The following is a 20,937-nucleotide window of genomic DNA, read 5'->3' as shown; positions in this document are numbered from 1 at the left end:
CCAAAAGAGGCTCTGGTTTCAGAGCCTCTTTTTTACAAGGATTGTAATCATGGCTAAACAACGGGCAAATTATGTCCTGCTTTTTCCCGCATTGTTTTTACTTTCGGCCTGCACGGTAGACGTCAGCCGGTCCGCGCCTTCCGCTTCCGCTATTAAGCCACCATCGCAGCAATGGGCAGTTAAACTTCAGCGCCAGAGCTCGGTGGCTAATAACACGCTGACTGAAATTAACGCACAAGACCTGCTCCCCGGCGATCTCCTTTTCTCTTCCAGCATTGGCGTGACGTCCCTGGGGATTCGTGCTTTTAGCACATCGTCCGTTAGCCATGTTGCTATCTATATCGGTGATAACCAGGTTGCAGAAGCAACCGGCGCTGGGGTGCAGATTATTCCGCTCCAGCAAGCAATGCAGCACAGCGATAAGCTGTTTGCCCTAAGAGCGCCTGACCTCACGCCGCAACAGGCCGCAGGCATTAAAAATTTCGCCTATAAAAACAGAAACAGCGGCTATAACTATCGCGGCATCATTGAATTTGTGCCCTTTATGGTAACCAAACAGCTCTGCTCCCTGAATCCCTTTTCGAAAGATTTCCGCCAGCAGTGCGTGAATGGCCTGGCCAAAGCGCAGCTTAGCGATGCCGTTTCCGGGGACAAAAAAATGTGGTTTTGTTCTGAGTTTGTCAGCGATGCCTTCGCGAAGGCCGGACACCCGCTGACCCTGGCTCAACCGGGCTGGATTAGCCCATCAGACCTGCTTCATATGCGTGAGGGGGACGTGGCAAACTTTAAGCCCGAAACACAATTGCAGTATATCGGGCATCTTAAATTGGGAATTTATATCAAGACAAGCCGTCTCGTAGGACTCAATTAACTAACGAGAATTGCAGTCTTCTTTTTGATAAAACTTGCCTGGTGAATCCACCGCCAGAACTTTAACCGGCGCTCCCGAATCCGGGTTCGCTTCCAGCGTAAAGTGCCCCTCGACCACCAGCAGCACCGGGCGAGTATCCGTTCCGCGCGCCGCGGCATAATCACGCTCGAGCTGCGCGTTATTCGCGACTGCCACTCGCTTGCCGGTTGCGCAATCGGTAAAGGTCGCGGCATCCGCCATATAGAAGTACATTCCGCGCATCGCCATTGGCGTGATGGGCAGGCTGGATTTGACTGACTCAAGCGTATAGTTCAGCGTAGACTCGATGGGATTACCGTCGCGATCGAGCATTTCCAGCTTGTCGCCCTTCGCCCGATAGTAAGACTTCTCGCCTTTGCTGTCGGTCAGCACCAGCTTATCGGCCGTGCGCGCCCAGGTGCCATAGGAAGCAAAGGAGGAAGGCTCGCGACTGACGCCCTGATACCGCTCGTTCATCACCCAGGTGCCGTCTTTCTCAAGAAAGAGCGAAGTTTCGATGCCTTCGCAGTCGGCACACGGCAGCACGCCGCGCCAGCTCTGCTGCATCGGCTTTAGCTCTTCCATCGGCGCGGGTTGTAGCGTGTCCATCTCCGCGCGATGGTTACAGCCGAATAGGGCAAAAAGCGAGCATGCCGCCACGACTGAAAATACGATTTTCTTCACTGTAAATTCCTTATTATCCATTCCACCGGTTCGCCATGCCTTTAATGACGAACTTTCCCACGCAGCGCCTTAACTGAGGATTTTTGCGCCTTTGAGGCAAGCCGGCGCTCTTTTGACGCTCTGGTCGGCCGCGTCTCCCGGCGGCGCTTCTGCACTGCGGTTAATTCTTGTATTAAGGCAACCAGACGCGCAATCGCCGCTTCGCGATTCATCTCCTGGCTGCGATATTCCTGAGCCTTAATGATAACCACACCCTCGGCAGAAATTAAGTGATGGCTGGAGGTAAGCAGACGTTCCTTATAATACTCGGGCAGGCTCGATGCCTTAATATCAAAGCGCAAATGGATAGCCGTCGATGCTTTATTGACATGCTGACCGCCCGCCCCCTGGGCGCGTATCCCGGAAAGTGAGACCTCGTCATCCGCAATCGCCACGCTGCGGCTAATCGTAATCATGCGGATGTTTGCCAGGCCGTTAAATGAATTTCCAGATTATTCTTAGCGTCAGATAACCAGATAGCGCCATCCTGGATAGTCGCCTGTAGCGACATTGTCCGATCGGCAAAAGCACTGAGCTGCGCCAGCTGAGTATCATCTAAATACCATACGGTTAGCTTTGAAAACTGTGCCATTTTGCTTTTATTTTGCTGCCACCAGATTTCTGCCGCCCGGCTATTATAGGCAAACAGCGCCACCTCTTGCGCCCGCGAACAGGCTTTTTTAATCCGCCGTTCGTCCGGCAGCCCCAGTTCAATCCACAGATCAACGCCCAGATGATCGTTTAGCAGCCAGAGTTCAGCTTCATCATCGGAAGACAGACCGCGGGTAAACTGCAGACGCTCGTCGGCGTATTTCATCCACGCCAGCAGGCGCAGCATCATGCGCTCCTGGGTTTCTGACGGATGCTGGGCAAGCGTCAAACTGGCATCCAGAAACTGGTTGCGGTCCAGGTCGGCCACGTTCACCGTCGCTTTATAAATCGTCGCTTTCAGCGCCATGAGGAAACTCCTGATAAAAATGGCGTTCATTGTAGCGAAACTGGCGGCAAAAGGCTGTCAGCAATCGCAGGATCCCCTTTCATCCTGCTGATATTGCTTAAATGACTATGGTATAGTCACCTTGCTAAACAGAGTTTATCTTCGTAGGCTTAAACTTACATCCCACGGTTAAGTCAGAACGCTGACAGGAGGGCATGTGGACAAATATTGTGAGTTAATACGCAAGCGGTATGCGGAAATAGCCAGCGGGGACCTTGGGTATATCCCGGATGCGCTAGTTTGCGTGTTGAAAGTATTGAATGAGGTTGCGGCGGATCAGGCCCTTGCTGAGTCAGTCAGGGAAAAGGCCGCATATGCGGCGGCAAACTTACTGGTGAGCGATTATGTCAATGAATGATACTTATCAACCCATCAATTGCGATGATTATGACAACCTCGAACTTGCCTGTCAGCACCATCTGGTCCTGGCGCTGGAGCTCAAAGATGGCGAACAGCTGCAAGCGAAGGCCAACGATCTTATCTCGCGCAAAAATATCGAGTATCTCGTCGTGGAGCTCGCCGGTGATGTCCGCGAACTGCGCCTGGATAAAATCGCCAGCTTCAGCCATCCGGAAATCGGTACGGTAGTGGTCAGCGAGTCCTGAAGCAAAACGGGTGGCTCAGCCGCCCGTTTTCATCCACATCATCTGCACGCCTTCACCTTCCTGAACTTTCCCATCGACGGTAATAAACAGACCATCGGCTGCGGCGATAAGCGTTTCGCCGTAAAACAGCAGCGGCGTGGTATCGCGCCGCCAGGGCGCAACGTTGAGCTCCTGCCAGATTTTCTTCAGCTTGCGGCCGCCCTGGCGACCGACGATATGCAGATTACCGCTGGCGCGAAAACGAATAGTGACCGCTTCATCCTGGCGCGGGCCGCGTAACGGGCCGCCGGCCAGGAGCTTCAGTTCGCCAAGGCCGTCGGGTAACGGCAGCGGCCTGGCAATATCGCGCCACGCCAGCACCGTCTCGCTCTGTCCGGGGAGATATTTCACCCAGTGCAGCCGTTGCTGATAGCGACGAACGGCGAAGTGGCCAAGGCGCAGGCAGGGATACGCATCCTCGCGCGCCATCGCCACTTCACGCCAGATACGCTCCGGCATCTCGCGCGAAGGCATCGGCGCATTGAGCCCAGCCAGCCAGCGGCGCAGCAGCGCGGCCCGACGCGGCGCGCTCATGGCCGCCAACGGTTCGATAGTCAACGCGCCATCCTCCGCCACCAGCGTTGCCAGCTCCGCCGCGAGCATTTCATCCAGCAGCTGTTCCTGCTCGCCGCACAGGCTGGCGCTGCGCGCTACGGCCTCGGCGAAGTGCGGCCAGCGAGCGTTAAGCAGCGGAACAATTCGCAGGCGGAGAAAATTGCGATCGTAGGCGTCGTCCTGGTTACTTTCGTCTTCAATCCAGCTGAGCTGATGGGCTATCGCCCACCGGTGCAGGGAGTCGCGGCTTTCGTTAAGCAGCGGACGCAGCAGTTTCGTCCCGGCAAAATCGGACTCGCCGGCCATCGCCGAAAGCCCGGTTGGGCCGCTCCCCCGCTTAAGCGCCAACAGAAAGGTTTCACACTGGTCGTCAAGATGCTGTGCCGTCACCAGCACTTCGCCGGGTAATAGCGCCGAACGGAAAGCCTGATAGCGCGCCTGACGCGCGTGGGCCTCAATCCCCAGTCCCTCATCGGCGAGCGCCACCCGTTCAACCAAAAGCGGTACCTGCCACTGCTGGCATATTTGTCGGCAGTGCGCCACCCAATCGTCGGCGTTCGCGCTGAGGCCGTGGTGAATATGCATCGCCCGCAGTTGAACGGTAGGATCCTGTTCGCGCCAGCAAACCAGGCGATACAGGAGCACGCTCGAATCCAGCCCGCCGCTAAAGGCCACTAAAAAATGGCGGTGCGGCTGTAGCGTTTGCGCCATGTCTGGGATCATCATCATGAGAGTACTAACTGAGGAAAGCGTGTCCGGCACGTTACCCGGCAGAACACGCCCTGACAAGAATTACTGCTGATAAATCTCCAGCGGTAGCCCGTCCGGATCGTTAAAAAAGGTGAATCGTTTACCGGTGAAGGGGTCGATACGAACGCCTTCACAAGCCACGCCGTGGGCCTCAAGATGCGCAACGGCGGCATCGACATCATCAACGCTAAACGCCAGATGGCGCAGCCCGCAGGCTTCGGGGCGGCTCGGACGCGCAGGAGGAAACGGGAATGAAAAGAGTTCAATAACATATTCGCCATTTAGCGCCAGATCGCCCTTCCATGAATCGCGCTCCTGGCGATAGAACTCGCCCTGCAGGGTGAACCCCAGAATGTCGCAGTAGAAGGCTTTACTCTTCGCATAATCCGTCGCAATGATGGCGATATGGTGAACCCGTTTTAAACCCAGCATGGTACAACTCCTCCAGTTGAAGCCAACAAAGTTACTCGTTCAGTTCGTGAGTGCGCAAGCGCTTAGTCATTTTTTAAGACTCGAACCCAGTACACGCCGTCTTCATCGCGTTTCGCGCCGTGGATATCGGTTTCGAAACCCGGATAGTGGCGGCCGATGGAGCACAGCATAAGCAGGAAATTGAGCACCGCGCGGCTCTCTTCGGCGATCATCTCGCCGGGCATCAGCAGCGGCACGCCGGGCGGGTACGGTAGGATCATATTCGCTGAAATACGCCCGACCAGATTCTCCAGTTCAATGGTTTCCACTTCGCCTTTAATCTGCCGCTGCCAGGCCTGATGCGGCGTCATTTTCATCTCCGGCAGGACGTCGAAAGCGCTAAGCATCAGCTGCGAGAGCTGGTGCTGGCGAATCAGACGATGAATACCCTGGGCCAGATCCTGAATACGCATGTTGCGGTAAAAATCCGGATCTTCGGCGTACAGATCCGGCAGCATGTTTTTCACCCGTAAATTGAGATCGTAAGCGCGTTTGAACTCGGTCAATCCGCGCAGCAGCCCCATCGCCCGGGTTTTATCTATACCGATACTGAACAGGAACAGCAGGTTGTACGGCCCGGTTTTTTCTACCACCACGCCGCGCTCATCAAGGAACTTCGCCACCAGCGCGGCCGGAATGCCTTCGCTATCCATGTTGCCCTGCTCGTCCATACCGGGCGTCAGAATGGTGACTTTCACCGGATCGAGGAACATATGGTCGTCATCGGCGTCCTGAAAGCCATGCCACCTTTCTCCGGGTGAAACCGGCCAGCACTGCGCTTCCCCCACCTCTTCCGGCTGCCAGATATCAAAAAACCAGCCGTCAGACTCTTCGCGCAACCGCTGCACCTCTTTACGAAAATCCAGAGCCCGCTCAATCGAACGCTGAATCAGTCGTCTGCCGGAGTTGCCGCGCAGCATGGCGGCAGCCGTCTCAATGGAGGCAACGATCGGGTAGCTCGGGGAGGTCGAGGTGTGCATCATAAAGGCTTCATTGAAGGTATCTTCATCATAGCTGCCTTTAATATGAATCAGCGAAGCCTGCGATAGCGCGGCCAGCATTTTATGCGTCGACTGCGTTTCAAAGATCACTTTCCCCGCAATGCGATCGCCGCTCATCCCGCTTTTACCCTGATAGATCGGATGAAAATGGGTATAGGGCACCCAGGCGGAATCAAAGTGGATTGACGGTACGTCGAGGGTCTCTTTGATCCAGGTGGTGTTATACAGCAGTCCGTCATAGGTGGAGTTGGTGATCACCGCATGCACAGGCCACCCGGCGCCGCCTGTCGCATTAACCTTTTGCTGAATACTGTCGCGGGTAAATTCGCGCTTGGGTATGCCGCCGAGGATCCCTAGCGCATTGCGCGTCGGCTTTAGCCACAGCGGCACCACGTCGCTCATCATCAGTAAATGAGCCAACGATTTATGGCAGTTGCGATCGATAAGCAGGGTGCTGCCCGCCGGAGCAGAATACATACCGACAATCTTATTCGACGTCGAGGTTCCGTTGGTCACCATATAGCTCTGTTCGGCGCCGAATGCGCGGGCAATATACTCTTCCGCCTCCAGATGCGGACCGCTATGATCGAGCAGCGATCCCAGCTCCGTCACGGAAATAGAGACGTCGGCCTTTAGGGTATTCCCGCCAAAGAAATCATAAAACAGACAGCCCACCGGACTTTTTTGATATGCCGAGCCGCCCATATGCCCGGGGGTACAGAAAGTATATTTCCCCTCCTGCACATAGTTGAACAAGGCTTTGGTAAACGGCGGGGTTATGTTGTCGAGGTATTCACGGGTGTATTGACCGATGCGGGTAGCGATCTCTTCCGCCAGCCCCAGCGCGTATTCAAAGAACCATAGCGTCATGCGCAGGTCCTGGCTGCTGACGTCCATCGTCGAATGGGCGTTGATAAATGCGTACAGCGGCAGATATTCATTTAAGCAATTAATATCGCTGCACAGATCAACGCTGTATTCATCCCAGTCAAAAATAACCCCGCAGATCCGCGGATTATGCTCGATAAATTGCAAAAGATCGGCGCTATTTTGCGGCCAGATGGTCTGGAAACCTTGCCGTTGCAGGGCGGCTTCCAGTTCTTTGATCGGTTCGTCTTTATAATAGACGCCGTGGGGACCCATGATCGCAATGATATTCACGCTTTCCTCCTGAATTTACCTAAGGAAAGCATCATATCACCCCGCCAGCGCTAAGCACTGGCGGATTTATCTCTATTACAGCGCTTTCCACGCATCGCCCCAGGCAATGCCTGCGCCGGGCTCATAGTAGGTCGGCGCCACGTTGCACCACGCCCCTTCAGGTAGCGGTTTACACTGATACAGCGCGCCGTGGTTATTAACGATATCGCCCGCTTTCCAGGTCTGGGTACTGCTCCAGGAAGGATAGCTGATGGTGTCGCTGTCTTTGCCATCGGTCGTTTCATCCGCAGCAGCAGCTTTAGCCTTCACGTTCAGGGTGTACGTTGCCGTGCTGGATAAGGTCCCGTCGCTTACCGTCAGGCTCACTACATATTGCGCATCGCGATCTTTTTCCGGAGCGGTAAAGGTGATAACGGCTTTATCCTGTCCGCTGATAGTCTGACCGTCCTGCGACATCCAGGTATAGGTGAGCTTATCGCCATTCGCATCGGTAGAGCCCTCCGCGCTCAGGGAAACCCTGGCGCCCGCTTCGATAGCGCCAATCGGACCGGCGATACGCGCAACCGGCGCCACGTTAGTTTCCTGCGCAGGCGTGGTATCGTCAGGCGTCGCCGGGGGAGTATCCTCGGCCTGGCCGGTATCGTCGATGATATTGACGTTGAAGTGGCTCTGGACGCACTTCGCATAGTCACCTTGTTTAAAGGCGCTATACGGCGTCTGGTAGCCCACCAGCTGGCAGGCGTTAGTCTTGCCGTCAGCGGTGTCCGGGCTCCATCCCCAATCCTCTTCCCAGTAAATCGGTAACGCGCCCGCGCCGCCTTCATCGAACTGCTTCATATTCTTACAGCCGAGAACTTCATCATCAGCAATCGGCACTTTCAGGTAGTTTGCGAACTCTTTGTAGTAGGCAATACGGTTCAGAGACTGCGCGTTCTCTTCCGCCCCGCCGCACTCGACGCCGCCGTTGATAATTTGAATGGTGACCCCAAAGCCTTCAACCAGGCCATTCGCTTTATCATGATCGTTTGGTACCCAGGTTCCGTCGATGACGTGCAGCATAGAGGGCTTCGGCGGCTGCGGGTAAACGAAGAAGAACACCGCGCTCGCCAGGTTCATCCAGGTATCCGCCACCCGCTCCGGTTTATCCAGCAGAGGACGAACGTCGCCATCGTACATGGCATCGGAGAACGGGCCGTAGTTGTAGTTATAGGAGAGCTGTTTTGCGCCGCGGCCAAAGTAGCTCAGGTAGTCGCCGTCTTTATCTTTACCGCAGGGCCAGGTCTGCCCCTGCCAGATATCCGGGTTACACTCCCCGTTGTAGCCGCCTTTCTGACCTTCAACCCAGCCCACTTCACGGAGATAAACCAGCGCCTGGCGCCACTCGGGAATATCGCGCCAGCTTTCGTGGCCGCCGGTTTCCTGAGCAAAGTGGGCAAACATGGTTGCCAGAGATTTACGGCATATGGCATCGCTATCGCGTCCGTCGGTATAGGTCCCGCAAACCGCAGGGAATTTACCAATAGCTTTCAGAAAGTTAGAGTAGGTATATTCTGCCGCGCGCATCGGGAACAGATATTCCCAATCCTTTTCGGACAGAATGCTTTCCACGCGCTTCACGTTTGCCGGGTTAGTCGCCAGACCCGGCTCGATTTTTTCAACTTCGCTGTTCGGCAGCGTTTGAATCGATGATTTTACCGATGTCATGAGCGGAAAGTCGGTTAAGGCTTTTTCTTTCGCGGCCAGGTCACTCGCCTTGATGGTTGTCGCTTCCGTTGCGCCAAGCAACGGTGTGGCCTGTGCGGCCCCCAGGCTTAACATGATCCCTGCGGCCACGGCGCTTAATGCGACGGTTTTGTGCAATGCCATAGTATTTCTCCTTTATCCTTGTTAACGGCCTGCCGGGTCGCAATCCCTGGCAGTTGCTGCAGTTTCAGGAGAGATCGGCATCATCGGCTAATCACATTAGCTCTTATTCATCTCATCTCGTCTCAGTAAACAACACATAAAAAAAGGGCCGGAAAATCCGGCCCTTAGGGATAAAAAATGAGTCAGATAATCAGGCGTAGCCGTAGCTCATCAGACGCTGATAGCGACGGTTCAGCAGCTCTTCTTCACTCAGAACATCGAGGTCAGCCAGATCGGCCAGCAGCTGCGCTTTCAGAGAGGCGGCCATGACTTCCGGATTACGATGCGCGCCGCCCAGCGGCTCAGGAATGATGGAGTCAATCAGCTTCAGCTCTTTCAGACGCGGGGCAACAATCCCCATCGCTTCGGCGGCCAGCGGCGCTTTATCGGCGCTTTTCCACAAAATGGAGGCACAGCCTTCCGGGGAGATAACGGAATAGGTGCTGTACTGCAGCATATTCACTTTATCGCCCACGCCGATTGCCAGCGCGCCGCCGGAACCACCTTCACCGATAACGGTGCAGATAACCGGGACGCTCAGACGCGACATTTCACGCAGGTTGCGGGCAATCGCTTCAGACTGGCCGCGCTCTTCCGCACCGACGCCCGGGTAGGCACCCGGGGTGTCGATGAAGGTGATGATTGGCATTTTAAAGCGTTCGGCCATTTCCATCAGGCGCAGCGCCTTACGATAGCCTTCCGGCGCCGGCATACCGAAGTTGCGGCGAATTTTCTCTTTGGTTTCGCGCCCTTTCTGGTGGCCGATAATCATTACCGGACGCCCGTCCAGACGCGCAATCCCGCCGACGATAGCTTTATCGTCAGCATAGGCACGGTCACCGGCCAGTTCGTCGAATTCGTCGAAAGCCAGGCGGACATAATCCAGGGTGTACGGGCGACGTGGATGGCGCGCCAGTTGCGCAACCTGCCATGCACCAAGATCGGCGAAGATCTTGCGCGTCAGCTCTACGCTCTTTTCACGCAGGCGATGCACTTCTTCATCGATATTAATATCCAGTTTCTCATCCTGGCGGCTAACCGCAGTCAGAGAATCGATTTTCGCTTCCAGCTCTGCAATCGGCTGTTCAAAATCAAGGAAATTCAGACTCATAGTATTCCTGTATTAGTCAAACTCCAGTTCCACCTGCTCCGAGCCGATAAGGCCACGCAGATCGTTAAGTAAACGATCGCTCGGAGAGACGCGCCATGTTGCGCCAAAACGCAACCGCGCGCGTGCATCCGCCCTCTGATAATAGAGGTGTACTGGAATAGTTCCCGAACGGTGGGGTTCCAGAGACTGACGGAGTCGGTTTAAAAGCTGGTCATCAATTTGCCTGTCCGTCAGCGAGATAGCAAGCCCGCGAGCATATTTTTCCCGGGCTTCGTCAATGTCCATGACTTCACGAGCGGTCATTTTAAGCCCCCCGCTGAAGTCATCAAAGCTGACCTGTCCGCTGACGATAAGTATGCGGTCTTTTTCCAGCAGCTGCTGGTATTTATCCAGGGCGTCGGTGAACAACATCACCTCCAGACGCCCGGAACGGTCATCCAGCGTGCAGATGCCGATACGATTGCCGCGCTTGGTGACCATGACCCGCGCGGCAATAACGAGCCCGGCCGCCGTGGTCACTTTACCACGATCGGTCGGATGCATGTCTTTGAGTCGTACGCCGCCTACGTAGCGCTCGATCTCTTTCAAGTACTGGTTAATCGGATGCCCGGTCAGGTACAGCCCCAGGGTCTCCCTTTCGCCATCCAGCACGACCTGTTCCGGCCACGGCTGGCAGCTGGCGTAGGACTGTTCAATTTGCTCAGGCTCTTCCGCCAGTACGCCGAACATGTCCGCCTGACCGATAGCTTCGGCTTTGGCATGCTGATCGGCGGCTTTTAGCGCATCGCCCAGTGAATTCATTAACGCCGCGCGATGCGGCCCGAGGCGATCGAAGGCCCCGGACATAATCAGTTTTTCCAGCACCCGGCGGTTGAGCTTTTTAATATCCGTACGCGCGCAGAGATCGAACAGCTCGCGGAAATAGCCGCCCTGATTACGGGCTTCAATGATCGCTTCTATCGGACCTTCGCCGACGCCTTTGATGGCGCCGATACCATAAACGATTTCGCCATCGTCGTTAACGTGAAAATGGTACAGGCCGGAGTTAATATCCGGCGGCAGGATTTTCAGCCCCATCCGCCAGCACTCATCCACCAGGCCGACGACCTTCTCGGTGTTATCCATATCCGCGGTCATTACCGCCGCCATAAATTCAGCCGGATAGTGCGCCTTCAGCCACAGCGTCTGATAGGACACTAAAGCATAAGCGGCAGAGTGCGATTTGTTAAATCCATAACCGGCGAACTTCTCTACCAGGTCAAAGATTTTAATCGCCAGTTCGCCGTCAACGCCGCGCTTTCTCGCCCCTTCTTCAAAGGTGCCGCGCTGCTTGGCCATCTCTTCCGGCTTTTTCTTACCCATCGCACGACGCAGCATATCCGCGCCGCCGAGGGTATAGCCGGAAAGCTCCTGGGCAATCTGCATGACCTGTTCCTGGTACAGGATAATGCCATAGGTTGGCTCCAGTACCGGTTTCAGACATTCGTGCTGCCACTGTACGTCCGGATACGATATCTCTTCGCGACCGTGCTTACGGTCGATAAAGTTATCCACCATTCCCGACTGCAGCGGCCCCGGTCGGAACAGGGCCACCAGAGCGATCATATCTTCAAAGCAGTCAGGCTGCAGACGCTTGATCAGATCCTTCATACCGCGCGATTCGAGCTGGAAGACGGCGGTGGTTTCCGAACGCTGCAGCATGTCGAAGCTTTTTTTATCGTCCAGCGGGATAGCGGCGATATCCAGCGGCCCCTCGCCGTTCTTCTCGCGACGGGCGTTGATCATCTCCAGCGCCCAGTTAATGATGGTGAGCGTACGCAGACCGAGGAAGTCGAACTTCACCAGCCCGGCATATTCAACGTCGTTCTTATCAAACTGGGTAACCGGATGCTGGCCCGCTTCATCGCAGTACAGCGGGGCAAAATCGGTTATTTTGGTGGGCGCAATCACCACCCCGCCCGCATGTTTACCGGCGTTACGGGTGACCCCTTCGAGCTTACGCGCCATGTCGATCAGCGCTTTAACCTCTTCGTCCGCCTCGTAAATCTCCGGCAGCTGCGGCTCGGCTTCAAACGCTTTCGCCAGCGTCATACCCGGATCGGGCGGTACCAGCTTGGAAATGCGGTCCACAAAGCCGTACGGGTGGCCCAGCACGCGGCCAACGTCGCGGATAACCGCTTTCGCCGCCATGGTGCCGAAGGTAATAATCTGCGAGACCGCATCGCGACCGTACATGTCCGCGACGTGTTCAATCACCTGGTCGCGCTTCTCCATACAGAAGTCAACGTCGAAGTCGGGCATGGAGACACGTTCCGGGTTAAGGAAACGTTCGAACAGCAGGTCGAACTCCAGCGGATCGAGGTCGGTAATTTTCAGCGCATAGGCCACCAGCGATCCGGCGCCGGAACCACGTCCCGGCCCTACCGGCACGCCGTTATCCTTCGACCACTGGATAAACTCCATAACGATCAGGAAGTAGCCCGGGAACCCCATCTGGTTAATCACCTGCAGCTCAATATCCAGGCGTTCATCATATTCGGGACGGCGTTTAGCCCGCTCATCCGGATCGGGGAACAGGAATTCCAGACGCTCTTCCAGACCCTCTTTGGATTTCTTAACCAGATAATCTTCGGTGGTCATATCCCCCGTCGGGAACTGCGGCAGGAAGTACTCGCCAAGGCGCACGGTCACGTTACAGCGTTTGGCGATCTCCACGGTGTTTTGCAGCGCTTCGGGAATATCGGAAAAGAGCTCGCACATCTCCTCTTCGCTGCGCATATACTGCTGCGGCGAGTAGTTGCGCGGACGCTTGGGATCGTCGAGGGTAAAGCCGTCGTGGATAGCCACGCGGATTTCATGGGCGTCGAAGTCGCCCGGCTCAAGGAAGCGAACATCGTTGGTCGCCACCACCGGTAGGCCGCGGGTTTCCGCCAGTTCTACCGCCGCATGCAGGTAGGGCTCTTCATCCTGACGGCCGGTGCGAATGAGCTCAAGGAAGTAGCAATCAGGGAAATGTTGTTCATAAAAATCAACGCACTGATCCACCAGCGCCATGTTTCCGCGCAGCAGGCTACGACCCACGTCGCCCATACGCCCGCCGGAGAGCAAAATCAGCCCTTCTTTTAATTCGATCAGCCAGTCGCGATCGATAATCGGGCCTGCCGCGCCGTAGCCGCGCTGATAGGCTTTGGAGATCAGCAGCGTCAGGTTTTGATAGCCAGCGTTGTTCGCCGCCAGTACCGTCAGCTGGCTCAGTTCATCGCCAAGCAGATCGCTCTGAACGTGAAAATCGGCCCCGACGATGGGTTTAATTCCGGCACCGTGCCCTGCTCCGTAGAACTTCACCAGCCCGCAAAGGTTGGTAAAATCAGTGATCGCCAGCGCAGGCATGCCGAGCGCGGCCGCCTTTTTTACCAACGGTCCGGTTTTCGCCAGACCATCGATCATGGAATAGTCGCTGTGCACCCGCAGGTGTACGAAACGTGGTTCAGCCATCTTCAGATTCCGCGTTACTTAATTGCTTGCGTGTCGGTTCAGGACGCCAGGCCCAGCGCGCGTTTCACCGGGCCAAAGCTGCGCCGGTATTGCTCGATTACGCCATGTTCCAGCAGCTTTTGCAGATGAAAAGCGGTGGGATAACCTTTATGTTGCGCAAAGCCGTACTGCGGGAACTCCCGGTCCAGTACGGCCATTTCAGCATCGCGCGTCACTTTAGCCAGAATAGACGCGGCGCTGATTTCCGCCACTCGGCTGTCGCCTTTGACGACCGCCAGTGACGGCATCGGCAGCGGCGGACAGCGGTTACCATCAATAAGAACAAACTCAGGGGAAACGCGCAAACCGGCAACGGCGCGCTGCATGGCCAGCATAGTCGCGTGCAAAATATTCAGCTCATCGATTTCATGCGGCTCAGCGCGACCGAGGCTCCAGCACAGCGCTTTTTCTTTGATCTCGTCAAATAGCGCAAGGCGGCGTTTTTCGCTTAGCTTTTTTGAGTCGTTAAGACCGACGATCGGCTTTGCCGGATCGAGAATAACCGCGGCGGTCACCACCGCGCCAACCAGCGGGCCGCGTCCGACTTCATCGACTCCCGCAACCAGATGGGTATGCGGATATACGAATTCCATCATTTTGCTAACTCCAGTACGGCATCCGCCGCCTGCTCATCAGCGTTGCAGCGGATCTGCTGATGCAGCGCGCGGAAGGTTTCATGCATATCGTGGCTGGTTTTTCCGTCGGCCAGCAGCGGCTTCAGCGCCTCGGCCAGCGCCTGCGGCTGGCATTCATCCTGCAGCAGTTCTTTAACCAGTTCGCGCCCGGCCAGTAAATTCGGCAACGACACATAGTCGGTCTTCACCAGCCGTTTCGCCAGCCAGAAGGTAAACGGCTTCATCCGATAGCCGACAACCATCGGACACTTAGCCAGCATACACTCCAGCGCAGCCGTGCCGGAGGCCAGCAGCGCGGCATCGCTGGCGATCATCGCATCGCGCGCCCGGCCGTCGAGCAGGTGGACGGCAAGATCAGGCGCCGTTTCCGCTTTGATGCGCTCGAACTGTTCCCGCCGCTTCGCGTTGACCAGCGGAACAACCACTTCCAGGTCGGGATAATGGTCTCGCAGGAGCTGCGCCGTTTTCAGAAAATCAGCGCTGAGCATCTCAACTTCCGCCCCACGGCTTCCCGGCAGCAGCGCCAGGCAATGCACGTTACGATCGATCCCCAGACGGTCGCGCGCCGCGCCTTTATCCGGGTCCAGCGGCATCGCATCCGCCATCGTGTGGCCGATAAACCGGCAGGGAACGTTGAATTTGTCATAAAACGCTTTTTCGAAAGGCAGAAATGCCAATACCAGATCGGTGGATCTGCCAATTTTGAAAACGCGTTTTTGCCGCCATGCCCACACCGAGGGGCTGACGTAATGGATAGTTTTGATACCCTGCTTCTTCAGATTACCTTCGAGGGTGATATTGAAGTCAGGCGCATCAATGCCGACGAATACGTCTGGCTTAAGCTCGGTCAATCGACGGGTGAGATCGGCGCGAATATGCAGCAGACGGCGCAGGCGACCCAGCACTTCCACAATGCCCATCACCGCCAGCTCTTCCATCTCATACCAGGCTTCGCAGCCTTCCGCCTGCATCAACGGCCCGGCAACGCCGACAAAGCGGGCATCAGGTATGCGGGCTTTGAGCGCGCGGATAAGACCGGCACCAAGAATATCGCCGGAGGTTTCTCCGGCGACCAGGGCAATCGTCAGGGGACGCAATTCAGCCATTAACGAATCAGGCCGCGCGTGGAGCGGGCAAAAAAGTCGGTAAAGGTCTGCACTTCGGGATACTGCGCCGCCAGCTCGGCAATTTCAGCTTTCGCTTCGTCCAGCGTTTTACCGCTGCGGTACAGCAGCTTATACGCGTTACGAATCGCAGTGATCGCCTCACGGCTGAAGCCGCGGCGTTTCAGCCCTTCGATGTTGACGCCAAACGGCGTCGCGTGGTTGCCCTGCGCAATCACGAACGGCGGAACGTCCTGCGCTACGCCGGAGCAGCCGCCCACCATCACGTGTGCGCCAATAATGCAGAACTGATGCACGGCGGTCATGCCGCCGATGATAACAAAATCATCCAGCGAAACGTGGCCCGCAAGGGTCGCGTTATTGGCCAGAATACAGCGGTCGCCCAGCGTACAATCGTGCGCCACGTGGGCGTTGATCATCAGCAGGTTATCGCTGCCCACCTTCGTTAATCCACCGCCCTGTACTGTGCCACGATGAATGGTGACGCTTTCGCGGATGCGGTTGCGATCGCCAATTTCCACGCGGGTCGGTTCGCCAGCATATTTCAGGTCCTGGTTAACTTCGCCGATGGAAGCGAACTGATAGATCTCGTTATCGCGGCCAATTTTGGTATGGCCGTTGATGACAACGTGAGATTTCAGTACGGTACCTTCGCCGATTTCGACGTTAGCACCAACAATACAAAACGGGCCAACGTGGACGTTAGCGCCAATAACGGCGCCTTCTTCTACAATGGCGGAAGGATGAATAAAGGCGGTTTTATCAATCACGTATCAGGCCTCCCGGCTACGGGCACACATCATCGTTGCTTCGCAAACCACTTTTCCGTCAACGGTTGCAACGCCTTTAAAGCGAGTCAGACCGCGGCGGGTTTTTTCAAAAGTGACTTCCATAATCATCTGATCGCCAGGCACGACCGGACGTTTGAAACGCGCTTCGTCAATCCCGGCAAAATAATACAGCTCGCCCGGTTCCAGTTTTCCAACGCTTTTGAATGCCAGAATGCCGGTGGCCTGGGCCATAGCTTCGAGAATCAATACGCCCGGTAAAATCGGCTTACCAGGGAAATGCCCCTGGAAAAACGGCTCATTTACAGAAACATTTTTAACTGCGCGTAGAAAACGACCTTCTTCAAAATCCAGCACGCGATCGACCAGCAGGAACGGGTATCGGTGAGGCAGAAGTTCCAGAATCTCTTCAATGTGCAGAGTATGAGTGTCAGTAGTCAAAATACTCTTCCTGTCTAAATATCCTAAAAGGCAATAATAACACGGCCTGCGGCAATCTCATGAATGCAACAGGCCGAAAATTTAATGTGGCTGGACGCAGCACTAATCTTGTTGATTAACCTTGCGCTCAATGGCTTTGAGGCGCTTGCTCATATCATCAATATTCAGTACCAGCGCAGCGGTCTTACGCCAGACCTTATTCGGCTGCAGCGGGATACCTGAAGAGTAAACCCCTGGCTCGGTGATAGGACGCATAACCATTCCCATCCCCGTGACGGTGACTTTATCGCAGATTTCCATATGGCCGTTGATCACGCTGGCTCCGCCAATCATGCAGTAGCGGCCGATCTTCAGGCTGCCCGCCATGATCACGCCGCCAGCAACCGCGGTGTTGTCGCCAATCACCACGTTGTGCGCAATTTGACACTGGTTATCAATAATCACGCCGTTACCGATGACGGTGTCGTCCAGCGCACCACGGTCGATGGTCGTACAGGCGCCAATCTCCACGCGATCGCCAATAATTACGCGACCCAGCTGTGGGATCTTAACCCAGTTGCCGCGATCGTTCGCGTAGCCGAAGCCATCTGCGCCAATCACCGTGCTGGACTGGATCAGGCAATTCTCGCCGATCTCAATGTCGTGGTAAACGGTGACGTTGGCCCATAAACGCGAGCCGGCACCTATTTTCGTATTTTTCCCAACAAAGCAGCCCGCGCCGATAACCACGTTATCACCGAGGATGACGCCCGATTCAATCACGGCGTTGGGGCCAATCGCCACGTGGGTACCCAGCTTCGCCGTCGCATCGATGACCGCGCTGGGCGCGATATCCTGCGCCGGCTGCGGCGTGGTATCAAGAATTTGAGCCATGCGCGCGTAGGTCAGGTAGGGATTACGCACTACCAGCGCGGCGCTATGAGCAAAAGGTAAATCATCCTGCGTCATCACGACGGCAGATGCCTGGCAAGCGGCCAGGTGTTCACGGTACTTAGGATTTACCATGAAAGTAATATCGCCCGCTTGTGCGGACTGCATGGACGCAACGCCGGTGATGACGATATCGCCATCACCGTGTAATTCTGCATCCAACTGCTGGGCTAAATCAGCCAGTCGAATTGAAGGCATTACTTATTTAACCTGTTTCAGCACATCAGCGGTGATGTCTTTTACATCGCTGCTGTTGTATGCAACGGCATTAGAGTCAACAACCAGATCGATGCTCTGATCTTTAGCCACGCTCTGCACGGCGCTCTGAATACGAGTCACCAGCTTGCCGCGCTCTTCGTTAGAACGACGTGCACGATCCTGTTCGAAAGACTGCGCTTTCTGGGAGAAAGTCTGGCGCTGAGCCATCACGTCTTTTTCCAGTTTGGTACGGTCAGAGCCCGCTTTCATGGACTGCAGACGCTGCATTTTAGACTGCAGGTCGCCTTCCATACGCTGCAGCTCGCTCGCGCGGCCTTTAAACTCGTTTTCCAGCGTGTTAGAAACGCCTGTTTTCTGGGCAACCTGTTGGAAGAGGCTGTTCATGTTAACCATTGCAATTTTATCTGCCGCCTGAGCGGAAGTTACCATTGCTAAACCCAGACCTGCAGCTAATAACCACTTTTTCACAATTAACTCCTTACCATCCCATGAGTACCCAGGGGTACCGTTATTTGCGTGGCCAAGCGACAACTTCAGTTATCGCCAATAGTCAGCGCTATACTGCAACTGCACTTACATTCCATTGTAGCCAATACCATTACCAGGTTTTACCGATGTTAAACTGGAACTGTTCGGCTTTGTCTCCATCGTACTTTTTAAACGGCTGAGCGTAGGAGAATACCAACGGCCCTAACGGCGACATCCACTGTACTGCGATACCCGCAGACATACGGATATTGCTTGGATCGCTGTAGTCCGGGTAACCACCATATGCGGCTGAATCCCAGTGAGTATCCCACACGGTACCCATATCCCAGAAGACGGAAGTACGGACCGAGTTCGCATATTTATCGCTAATAAACGGCGTCGGGGTGATCAGCTCAAGGCTGGCAACCGCCATGGCGTTACCGCCCACCGCATCATCAGACTTACACGGTGCGGACTCGCTGCTCTTACATTCGTTATCGTAGCTGCTGTCGTCGTCATGACGACTGCTGGCCGGGAAATAAACCGCTTTCGGACCGATAGTATTGGACTGGAAGCCACGCACGGTGCTTGAACCACCGGCATAGAAGTTCTCATAGAACGGCATCTCTTTACCGCCCAGACCATCGCCATAACCAAAGCGGGTACGACCCAACATCACCCATTTATGATCGTCATCGATCGGTACATAGGTCGCGGTATCGAGCGTCGCTTTGTAGTATTCGTTATCCGATCCCGGAATCGTCACTTTACCGTTCAGGTTGACGCGTGAGCCTTCGGTCGGGAAGAAGCCACGGTCAAGCTTGTTATACGTCCAGCCGTAGTTGAAGGTGAAGTCGTCAGCGCTGAACGAGTTTCTGTCGTTGGTGTTGTCCGGATACTGCCCCATCGAATTCAGATAACGCCACATGGATACCTGAGGCTGCATGTTGGACAGCTTGTTATGCACATAGCCCAGGCCCGCGCGCAGCGTATTGTATTCGTTAACCGGGAAGCCCAGCGTGATGTCTGTACCATAGCTTTTGTTGGTATAGTCAGACAGGTCCGCATCGTTAGCGTCGAAGTCGTTATAGAAAACACGACCGCCGAGGCTGACGCCATCCACGGTAAAGTACGGGTTCGTCACCGACAGTTCAGTATAGGTCTGATAGTCGTTTTTGGTGCCGTTAATCCCAACGGAATAGCCGGTACCGAGCCAGTTATCCTGCTGAACGCCGGCCTGGAAGCTGACGCCGCTTTCCGTACCGTAACCAACGCCGAAGTTAAAGCTACCGGTGTTACGCTCTTTAACCTTATAGACCACGTCAACCTGATCCGGGCTGCCCGGAACGCGCTGCGTATCGGTATCAACCGTTTCAAAGTAGCCTAAACGGTTCAGACGATCTTTACCCTGATCGACCAGGTCGCTGCCTAGCCAGGCGCCTTCCATCTGACGCATTTCGCGACGCAGAACGGCATCTTTCGAGGTATCGTTGCCTTCGAAGCGAATTTTACGCACGTAGTAGCGGTTACCCGCATCGACGTTCACGTGCAGCTTCACGGTCTTATCGCTATCGCTGATTTCCGGCTGGGACTGAACGCGCGGATAGGCATAGCCGTAGCGACCGAGGAGTTTCTTAATGTCATTCTCCATTTTGGTCACTTTGGTGCCGTTATACAGCTCGCCCGGCTCCACTTTGGTCAGCGCTTCGATTTCCGCCGAATGCCCCGCCAGATCCCCCGTCACCTGCACACCAGAAAGCTTGTACTGATCGCCTTCGGTAATGTTGATGGTGATGTAGATACCTTTTTTGTCCGGCGTCAGGCTAACCTGCGTGGAGTCAATGTTGAAACGAGCATAGCCGCGATCCAGATAGTAGCTGCGCAGCGTTTCAAGATCTCCCGCCAGCTTCTGTTTCTGATATTTACGATCGCCCACCACGTTCCACCACGGCACTTCATCGCGCAGCTGGAAGGTAGAAATGAGTTCATCGGTGCTGAATGCGTGGTTGCCGACGATATTGATCTGCTGGATTTTCGCCGAGACGCCTTCCTGGAATACCAGCTTCAGGTCGACACGGTTACGCGGCAGCGGCGTCACGACAGCTTTAACGCTGGCGCTGTACTTACCGACGCTGTAGTAGAAATCCTCCAGCCCCTTTTCGATATCAGCCAGCGTGGTGCGATCGAGGGATTCCCCTACGCGCACGCCGGATGCCTCAAGGTTTTGCTTGAGCATGTCATCTTTCACCGACTTGTTACCGGAGAAAGTGATGCTGGCAATCGTTGGACGCTCTTTCACCTGCACCAGCAGGGTATCACCATCGCGCAGTACGCGGACGTCCTCAAAGTTGCCGGTGGCAAACAGAGCACGGATGGTGTTACTGATATCATCATCGGTTACGGTATCGCCAGGACGCACTGGCATACTGAGGAGGGCCGCACCAACAGCGACTCGCTGAAGGCCTTCGAAATGAATGTCCTTCACCACGAACCCGTCAGCACCGTATACGGTTGCGCTGCTAAACAGCAGCGACGCTATGAGCAACTTTTTCATCGCCATCGTTATTATGCGTTCTTCCTAACAAACTCTC

19 protein-coding genes are annotated in these 20,937 nt (G+C 55.3%); 3 read left to right on the top strand and 16 right to left on the bottom strand.

All coding sequences use genetic code 11. The annotated features are described in order from the left end of the window. The first annotated feature begins 49 nt into the window (after positions 1-49). The gene (locus tag ABLU67_RS08195; RefSeq protein ID WP_047724396.1) at positions 50-871 is read left to right on the top strand and encodes a YaeF family permuted papain-like enzyme; all 822 of its coding nucleotides are present in this window, start codon (positions 50-52) and stop codon (positions 869-871) included. Here ABLU67_RS08195 and nlpE read toward each other — a convergent pair whose 3' ends face one another. From nlpE to ABLU67_RS08180, 3 genes are read right to left on the bottom strand one after another with little or no spacing between them, the layout of a single operon-like run. After that, entirely contained in the window at positions 872-1,594 is a 723-nt protein-coding gene (gene nlpE / locus ABLU67_RS08190; protein ID WP_025107392.1) for an envelope stress response activation lipoprotein NlpE, read from the bottom strand. Positions 1,595-1,614: 20 nt separating this feature from the next. Then, complete coding sequence (gene arfB / locus ABLU67_RS08185; RefSeq protein WP_014228012.1) at positions 1,615-2,028, bottom strand: alternative ribosome rescue aminoacyl-tRNA hydrolase ArfB; 414 nt, start codon at positions 2,026-2,028, stop codon at positions 1,615-1,617. Further along, positions 2,025-2,570: a YaeQ family protein gene (locus ABLU67_RS08180; RefSeq protein ID WP_004098780.1), complete on the bottom strand. Its 546-nt coding sequence runs from the start codon at positions 2,568-2,570 to the stop codon at positions 2,025-2,027. The genes arfB and ABLU67_RS08180 overlap by 4 nt, the downstream gene beginning before the upstream one ends. 196 nt (positions 2,571-2,766) lie before the next feature. Between ABLU67_RS08180 and ABLU67_RS08175 the strand changes: the two genes are divergently transcribed. After that, entirely contained in the window at positions 2,767-2,967 is a 201-nt protein-coding gene (locus tag ABLU67_RS08175) for a YaeP family protein (protein WP_348852241.1), read from the top strand. Further along, on the top strand, positions 2,954-3,214 hold the full coding sequence (gene rof, locus ABLU67_RS08170; RefSeq protein ID WP_004098776.1) for a Rho-binding antiterminator: 261 nt from the start codon (positions 2,954-2,956) through the stop codon (positions 3,212-3,214). The genes ABLU67_RS08175 and rof overlap by 14 nt, the downstream gene beginning before the upstream one ends. A gap of 15 nt (positions 3,215-3,229) precedes the next feature. On the opposite strand, the gene tilS is transcribed toward rof, so the two are convergent. From tilS to bamA, 13 genes are all read right to left on the bottom strand, one after another. Next, positions 3,230-4,531, bottom strand: a complete 1,302-nt coding sequence (gene tilS, locus ABLU67_RS08165) for a tRNA lysidine(34) synthetase TilS (protein WP_047725170.1) — start codon at positions 4,529-4,531, stop codon at positions 3,230-3,232. Positions 4,532-4,600: 69 nt separating this feature from the next. Continuing rightward, positions 4,601-4,990, bottom strand: coding sequence for a VOC family protein (locus ABLU67_RS08160; RefSeq protein ID WP_004098774.1), 390 nt, complete (start codon positions 4,988-4,990; stop codon positions 4,601-4,603). Positions 4,991-5,052: 62 nt separating this feature from the next. Beyond that, positions 5,053-7,191 carry a lysine decarboxylase LdcC gene (locus tag ABLU67_RS08155; RefSeq protein WP_025107388.1) on the bottom strand — a complete coding sequence of 713 codons (2,139 nt, stop codon included), beginning with the start codon at positions 7,189-7,191 and terminating at the stop codon, positions 5,053-5,055. Between the two features lie 75 nt (positions 7,192-7,266). Further along, on the bottom strand, positions 7,267-9,057 hold the full coding sequence (locus tag ABLU67_RS08150; protein ID WP_049083129.1) for a chitinase: 1,791 nt from the start codon (positions 9,055-9,057) through the stop codon (positions 7,267-7,269). Between the two features lie 190 nt (positions 9,058-9,247). Then, entirely contained in the window at positions 9,248-10,207 is a 960-nt protein-coding gene (gene accA / locus ABLU67_RS08145) for an acetyl-CoA carboxylase carboxyl transferase subunit alpha (RefSeq protein WP_004137983.1), read from the bottom strand. A 12-nt stretch (positions 10,208-10,219) separates the two neighbouring features. Next, positions 10,220-13,702 carry a DNA polymerase III subunit alpha gene (gene dnaE / locus ABLU67_RS08140; RefSeq protein WP_014228006.1) on the bottom strand — a complete coding sequence of 1,161 codons (3,483 nt, stop codon included), beginning with the start codon at positions 13,700-13,702 and terminating at the stop codon, positions 10,220-10,222. Between the two features lie 38 nt (positions 13,703-13,740). Further along, positions 13,741-14,337, bottom strand: a complete 597-nt coding sequence (rnhB, locus tag ABLU67_RS08135) for a ribonuclease HII (protein WP_014228005.1) — start codon at positions 14,335-14,337, stop codon at positions 13,741-13,743. Further along, entirely contained in the window at positions 14,334-15,482 is a 1,149-nt protein-coding gene (gene lpxB, locus ABLU67_RS08130) for a lipid-A-disaccharide synthase (protein WP_025107387.1), read from the bottom strand. Before lpxB ends, rnhB begins: the two co-directional genes overlap by 4 nt. Next, entirely contained in the window at positions 15,482-16,270 is a 789-nt protein-coding gene (gene lpxA, locus ABLU67_RS08125; RefSeq protein ID WP_004098763.1) for an acyl-ACP--UDP-N-acetylglucosamine O-acyltransferase, read from the bottom strand. Before lpxA ends, lpxB begins: the two co-directional genes overlap by 1 nt. A 3-nt stretch (positions 16,271-16,273) precedes the next feature. Beyond that, positions 16,274-16,729 (bottom strand): 3-hydroxyacyl-ACP dehydratase FabZ, encoded by a 456-nt coding sequence (fabZ, locus tag ABLU67_RS08120; RefSeq protein WP_004098761.1) that lies wholly within the window; start codon positions 16,727-16,729, stop codon positions 16,274-16,276. A gap of 102 nt (positions 16,730-16,831) precedes the next feature. After that, on the bottom strand, positions 16,832-17,857 hold the full coding sequence (gene lpxD, locus ABLU67_RS08115; protein WP_014837448.1) for a UDP-3-O-(3-hydroxymyristoyl)glucosamine N-acyltransferase: 1,026 nt from the start codon (positions 17,855-17,857) through the stop codon (positions 16,832-16,834). Between the two features lie 3 nt (positions 17,858-17,860). After that, complete coding sequence (skp, locus tag ABLU67_RS08110; RefSeq protein ID WP_004098757.1) at positions 17,861-18,346, bottom strand: molecular chaperone Skp; 486 nt, start codon at positions 18,344-18,346, stop codon at positions 17,861-17,863. 130 nt (positions 18,347-18,476) lie between these two features. Next, positions 18,477-20,906: an outer membrane protein assembly factor BamA gene (bamA, locus tag ABLU67_RS08105; RefSeq protein ID WP_014228002.1), complete on the bottom strand. Its 2,430-nt coding sequence runs from the start codon at positions 20,904-20,906 to the stop codon at positions 18,477-18,479. Positions 20,907-20,937: the final 31 nt, after the last annotated feature.

This window comes from Klebsiella sp. GN_Kp190, assembly GCF_040061795.1.
Taxonomy (GTDB): Bacteria; Pseudomonadota; Gammaproteobacteria; order Enterobacterales; family Enterobacteriaceae; genus Klebsiella; species Klebsiella michiganensis.
Note: the sequence above shows the minus strand (reverse complement) of the source record. Positions and strands in the feature narration are given on the sequence as shown.

What these genes read in the sequence shown, in the direction of transcription:
- ABLU67_RS08195 (WP_047724396.1), top strand. Translation starts at nt 50, where the DNA reads ATGGCTAAACAACGGGCAAATTATGTCCTGCTTTTTCCCGCATTGTTT.
- nlpE (WP_025107392.1), bottom strand. Translation starts at nt 1,594, where the DNA reads ATGGATAATAAGGAATTTACAGTGAAGAAAATCGTATTTTCAGTCGTG.
- arfB (WP_014228012.1), bottom strand. Translation starts at nt 2,028, where the DNA reads ATGATTACGATTAGCCGCAGCGTGGCGATTGCGGATGACGAGGTCTCA.
- ABLU67_RS08180 (WP_004098780.1), bottom strand. Translation starts at nt 2,570, where the DNA reads ATGGCGCTGAAAGCGACGATTTATAAAGCGACGGTGAACGTGGCCGAC.
- rof (WP_004098776.1), top strand. Translation starts at nt 2,954, where the DNA reads ATGTCAATGAATGATACTTATCAACCCATCAATTGCGATGATTATGAC.
- tilS (WP_047725170.1), bottom strand. Translation starts at nt 4,531, where the DNA reads ATGATCCCAGACATGGCGCAAACGCTACAGCCGCACCGCCATTTTTTA.
- ABLU67_RS08160 (WP_004098774.1), bottom strand. Translation starts at nt 4,990, where the DNA reads ATGCTGGGTTTAAAACGGGTTCACCATATCGCCATCATTGCGACGGAT.
- ABLU67_RS08150 (WP_049083129.1), bottom strand. Translation starts at nt 9,057, where the DNA reads ATGGCATTGCACAAAACCGTCGCATTAAGCGCCGTGGCCGCAGGGATC.
- accA (WP_004137983.1), bottom strand. Translation starts at nt 10,207, where the DNA reads ATGAGTCTGAATTTCCTTGATTTTGAACAGCCGATTGCAGAGCTGGAA.
- dnaE (WP_014228006.1), bottom strand. Translation starts at nt 13,702, where the DNA reads ATGGCTGAACCACGTTTCGTACACCTGCGGGTGCACAGCGACTATTCC.
- rnhB (WP_014228005.1), bottom strand. Translation starts at nt 14,337, where the DNA reads ATGATGGAATTCGTATATCCGCATACCCATCTGGTTGCGGGAGTCGAT.
- lpxB (WP_025107387.1), bottom strand. Translation starts at nt 15,482, where the DNA reads ATGGCTGAATTGCGTCCCCTGACGATTGCCCTGGTCGCCGGAGAAACC.
- lpxD (WP_014837448.1), bottom strand. Translation starts at nt 17,857, where the DNA reads ATGCCTTCAATTCGACTGGCTGATTTAGCCCAGCAGTTGGATGCAGAA.
- bamA (WP_014228002.1), bottom strand. Translation starts at nt 20,906, where the DNA reads ATGGCGATGAAAAAGTTGCTCATAGCGTCGCTGCTGTTTAGCAGCGCA.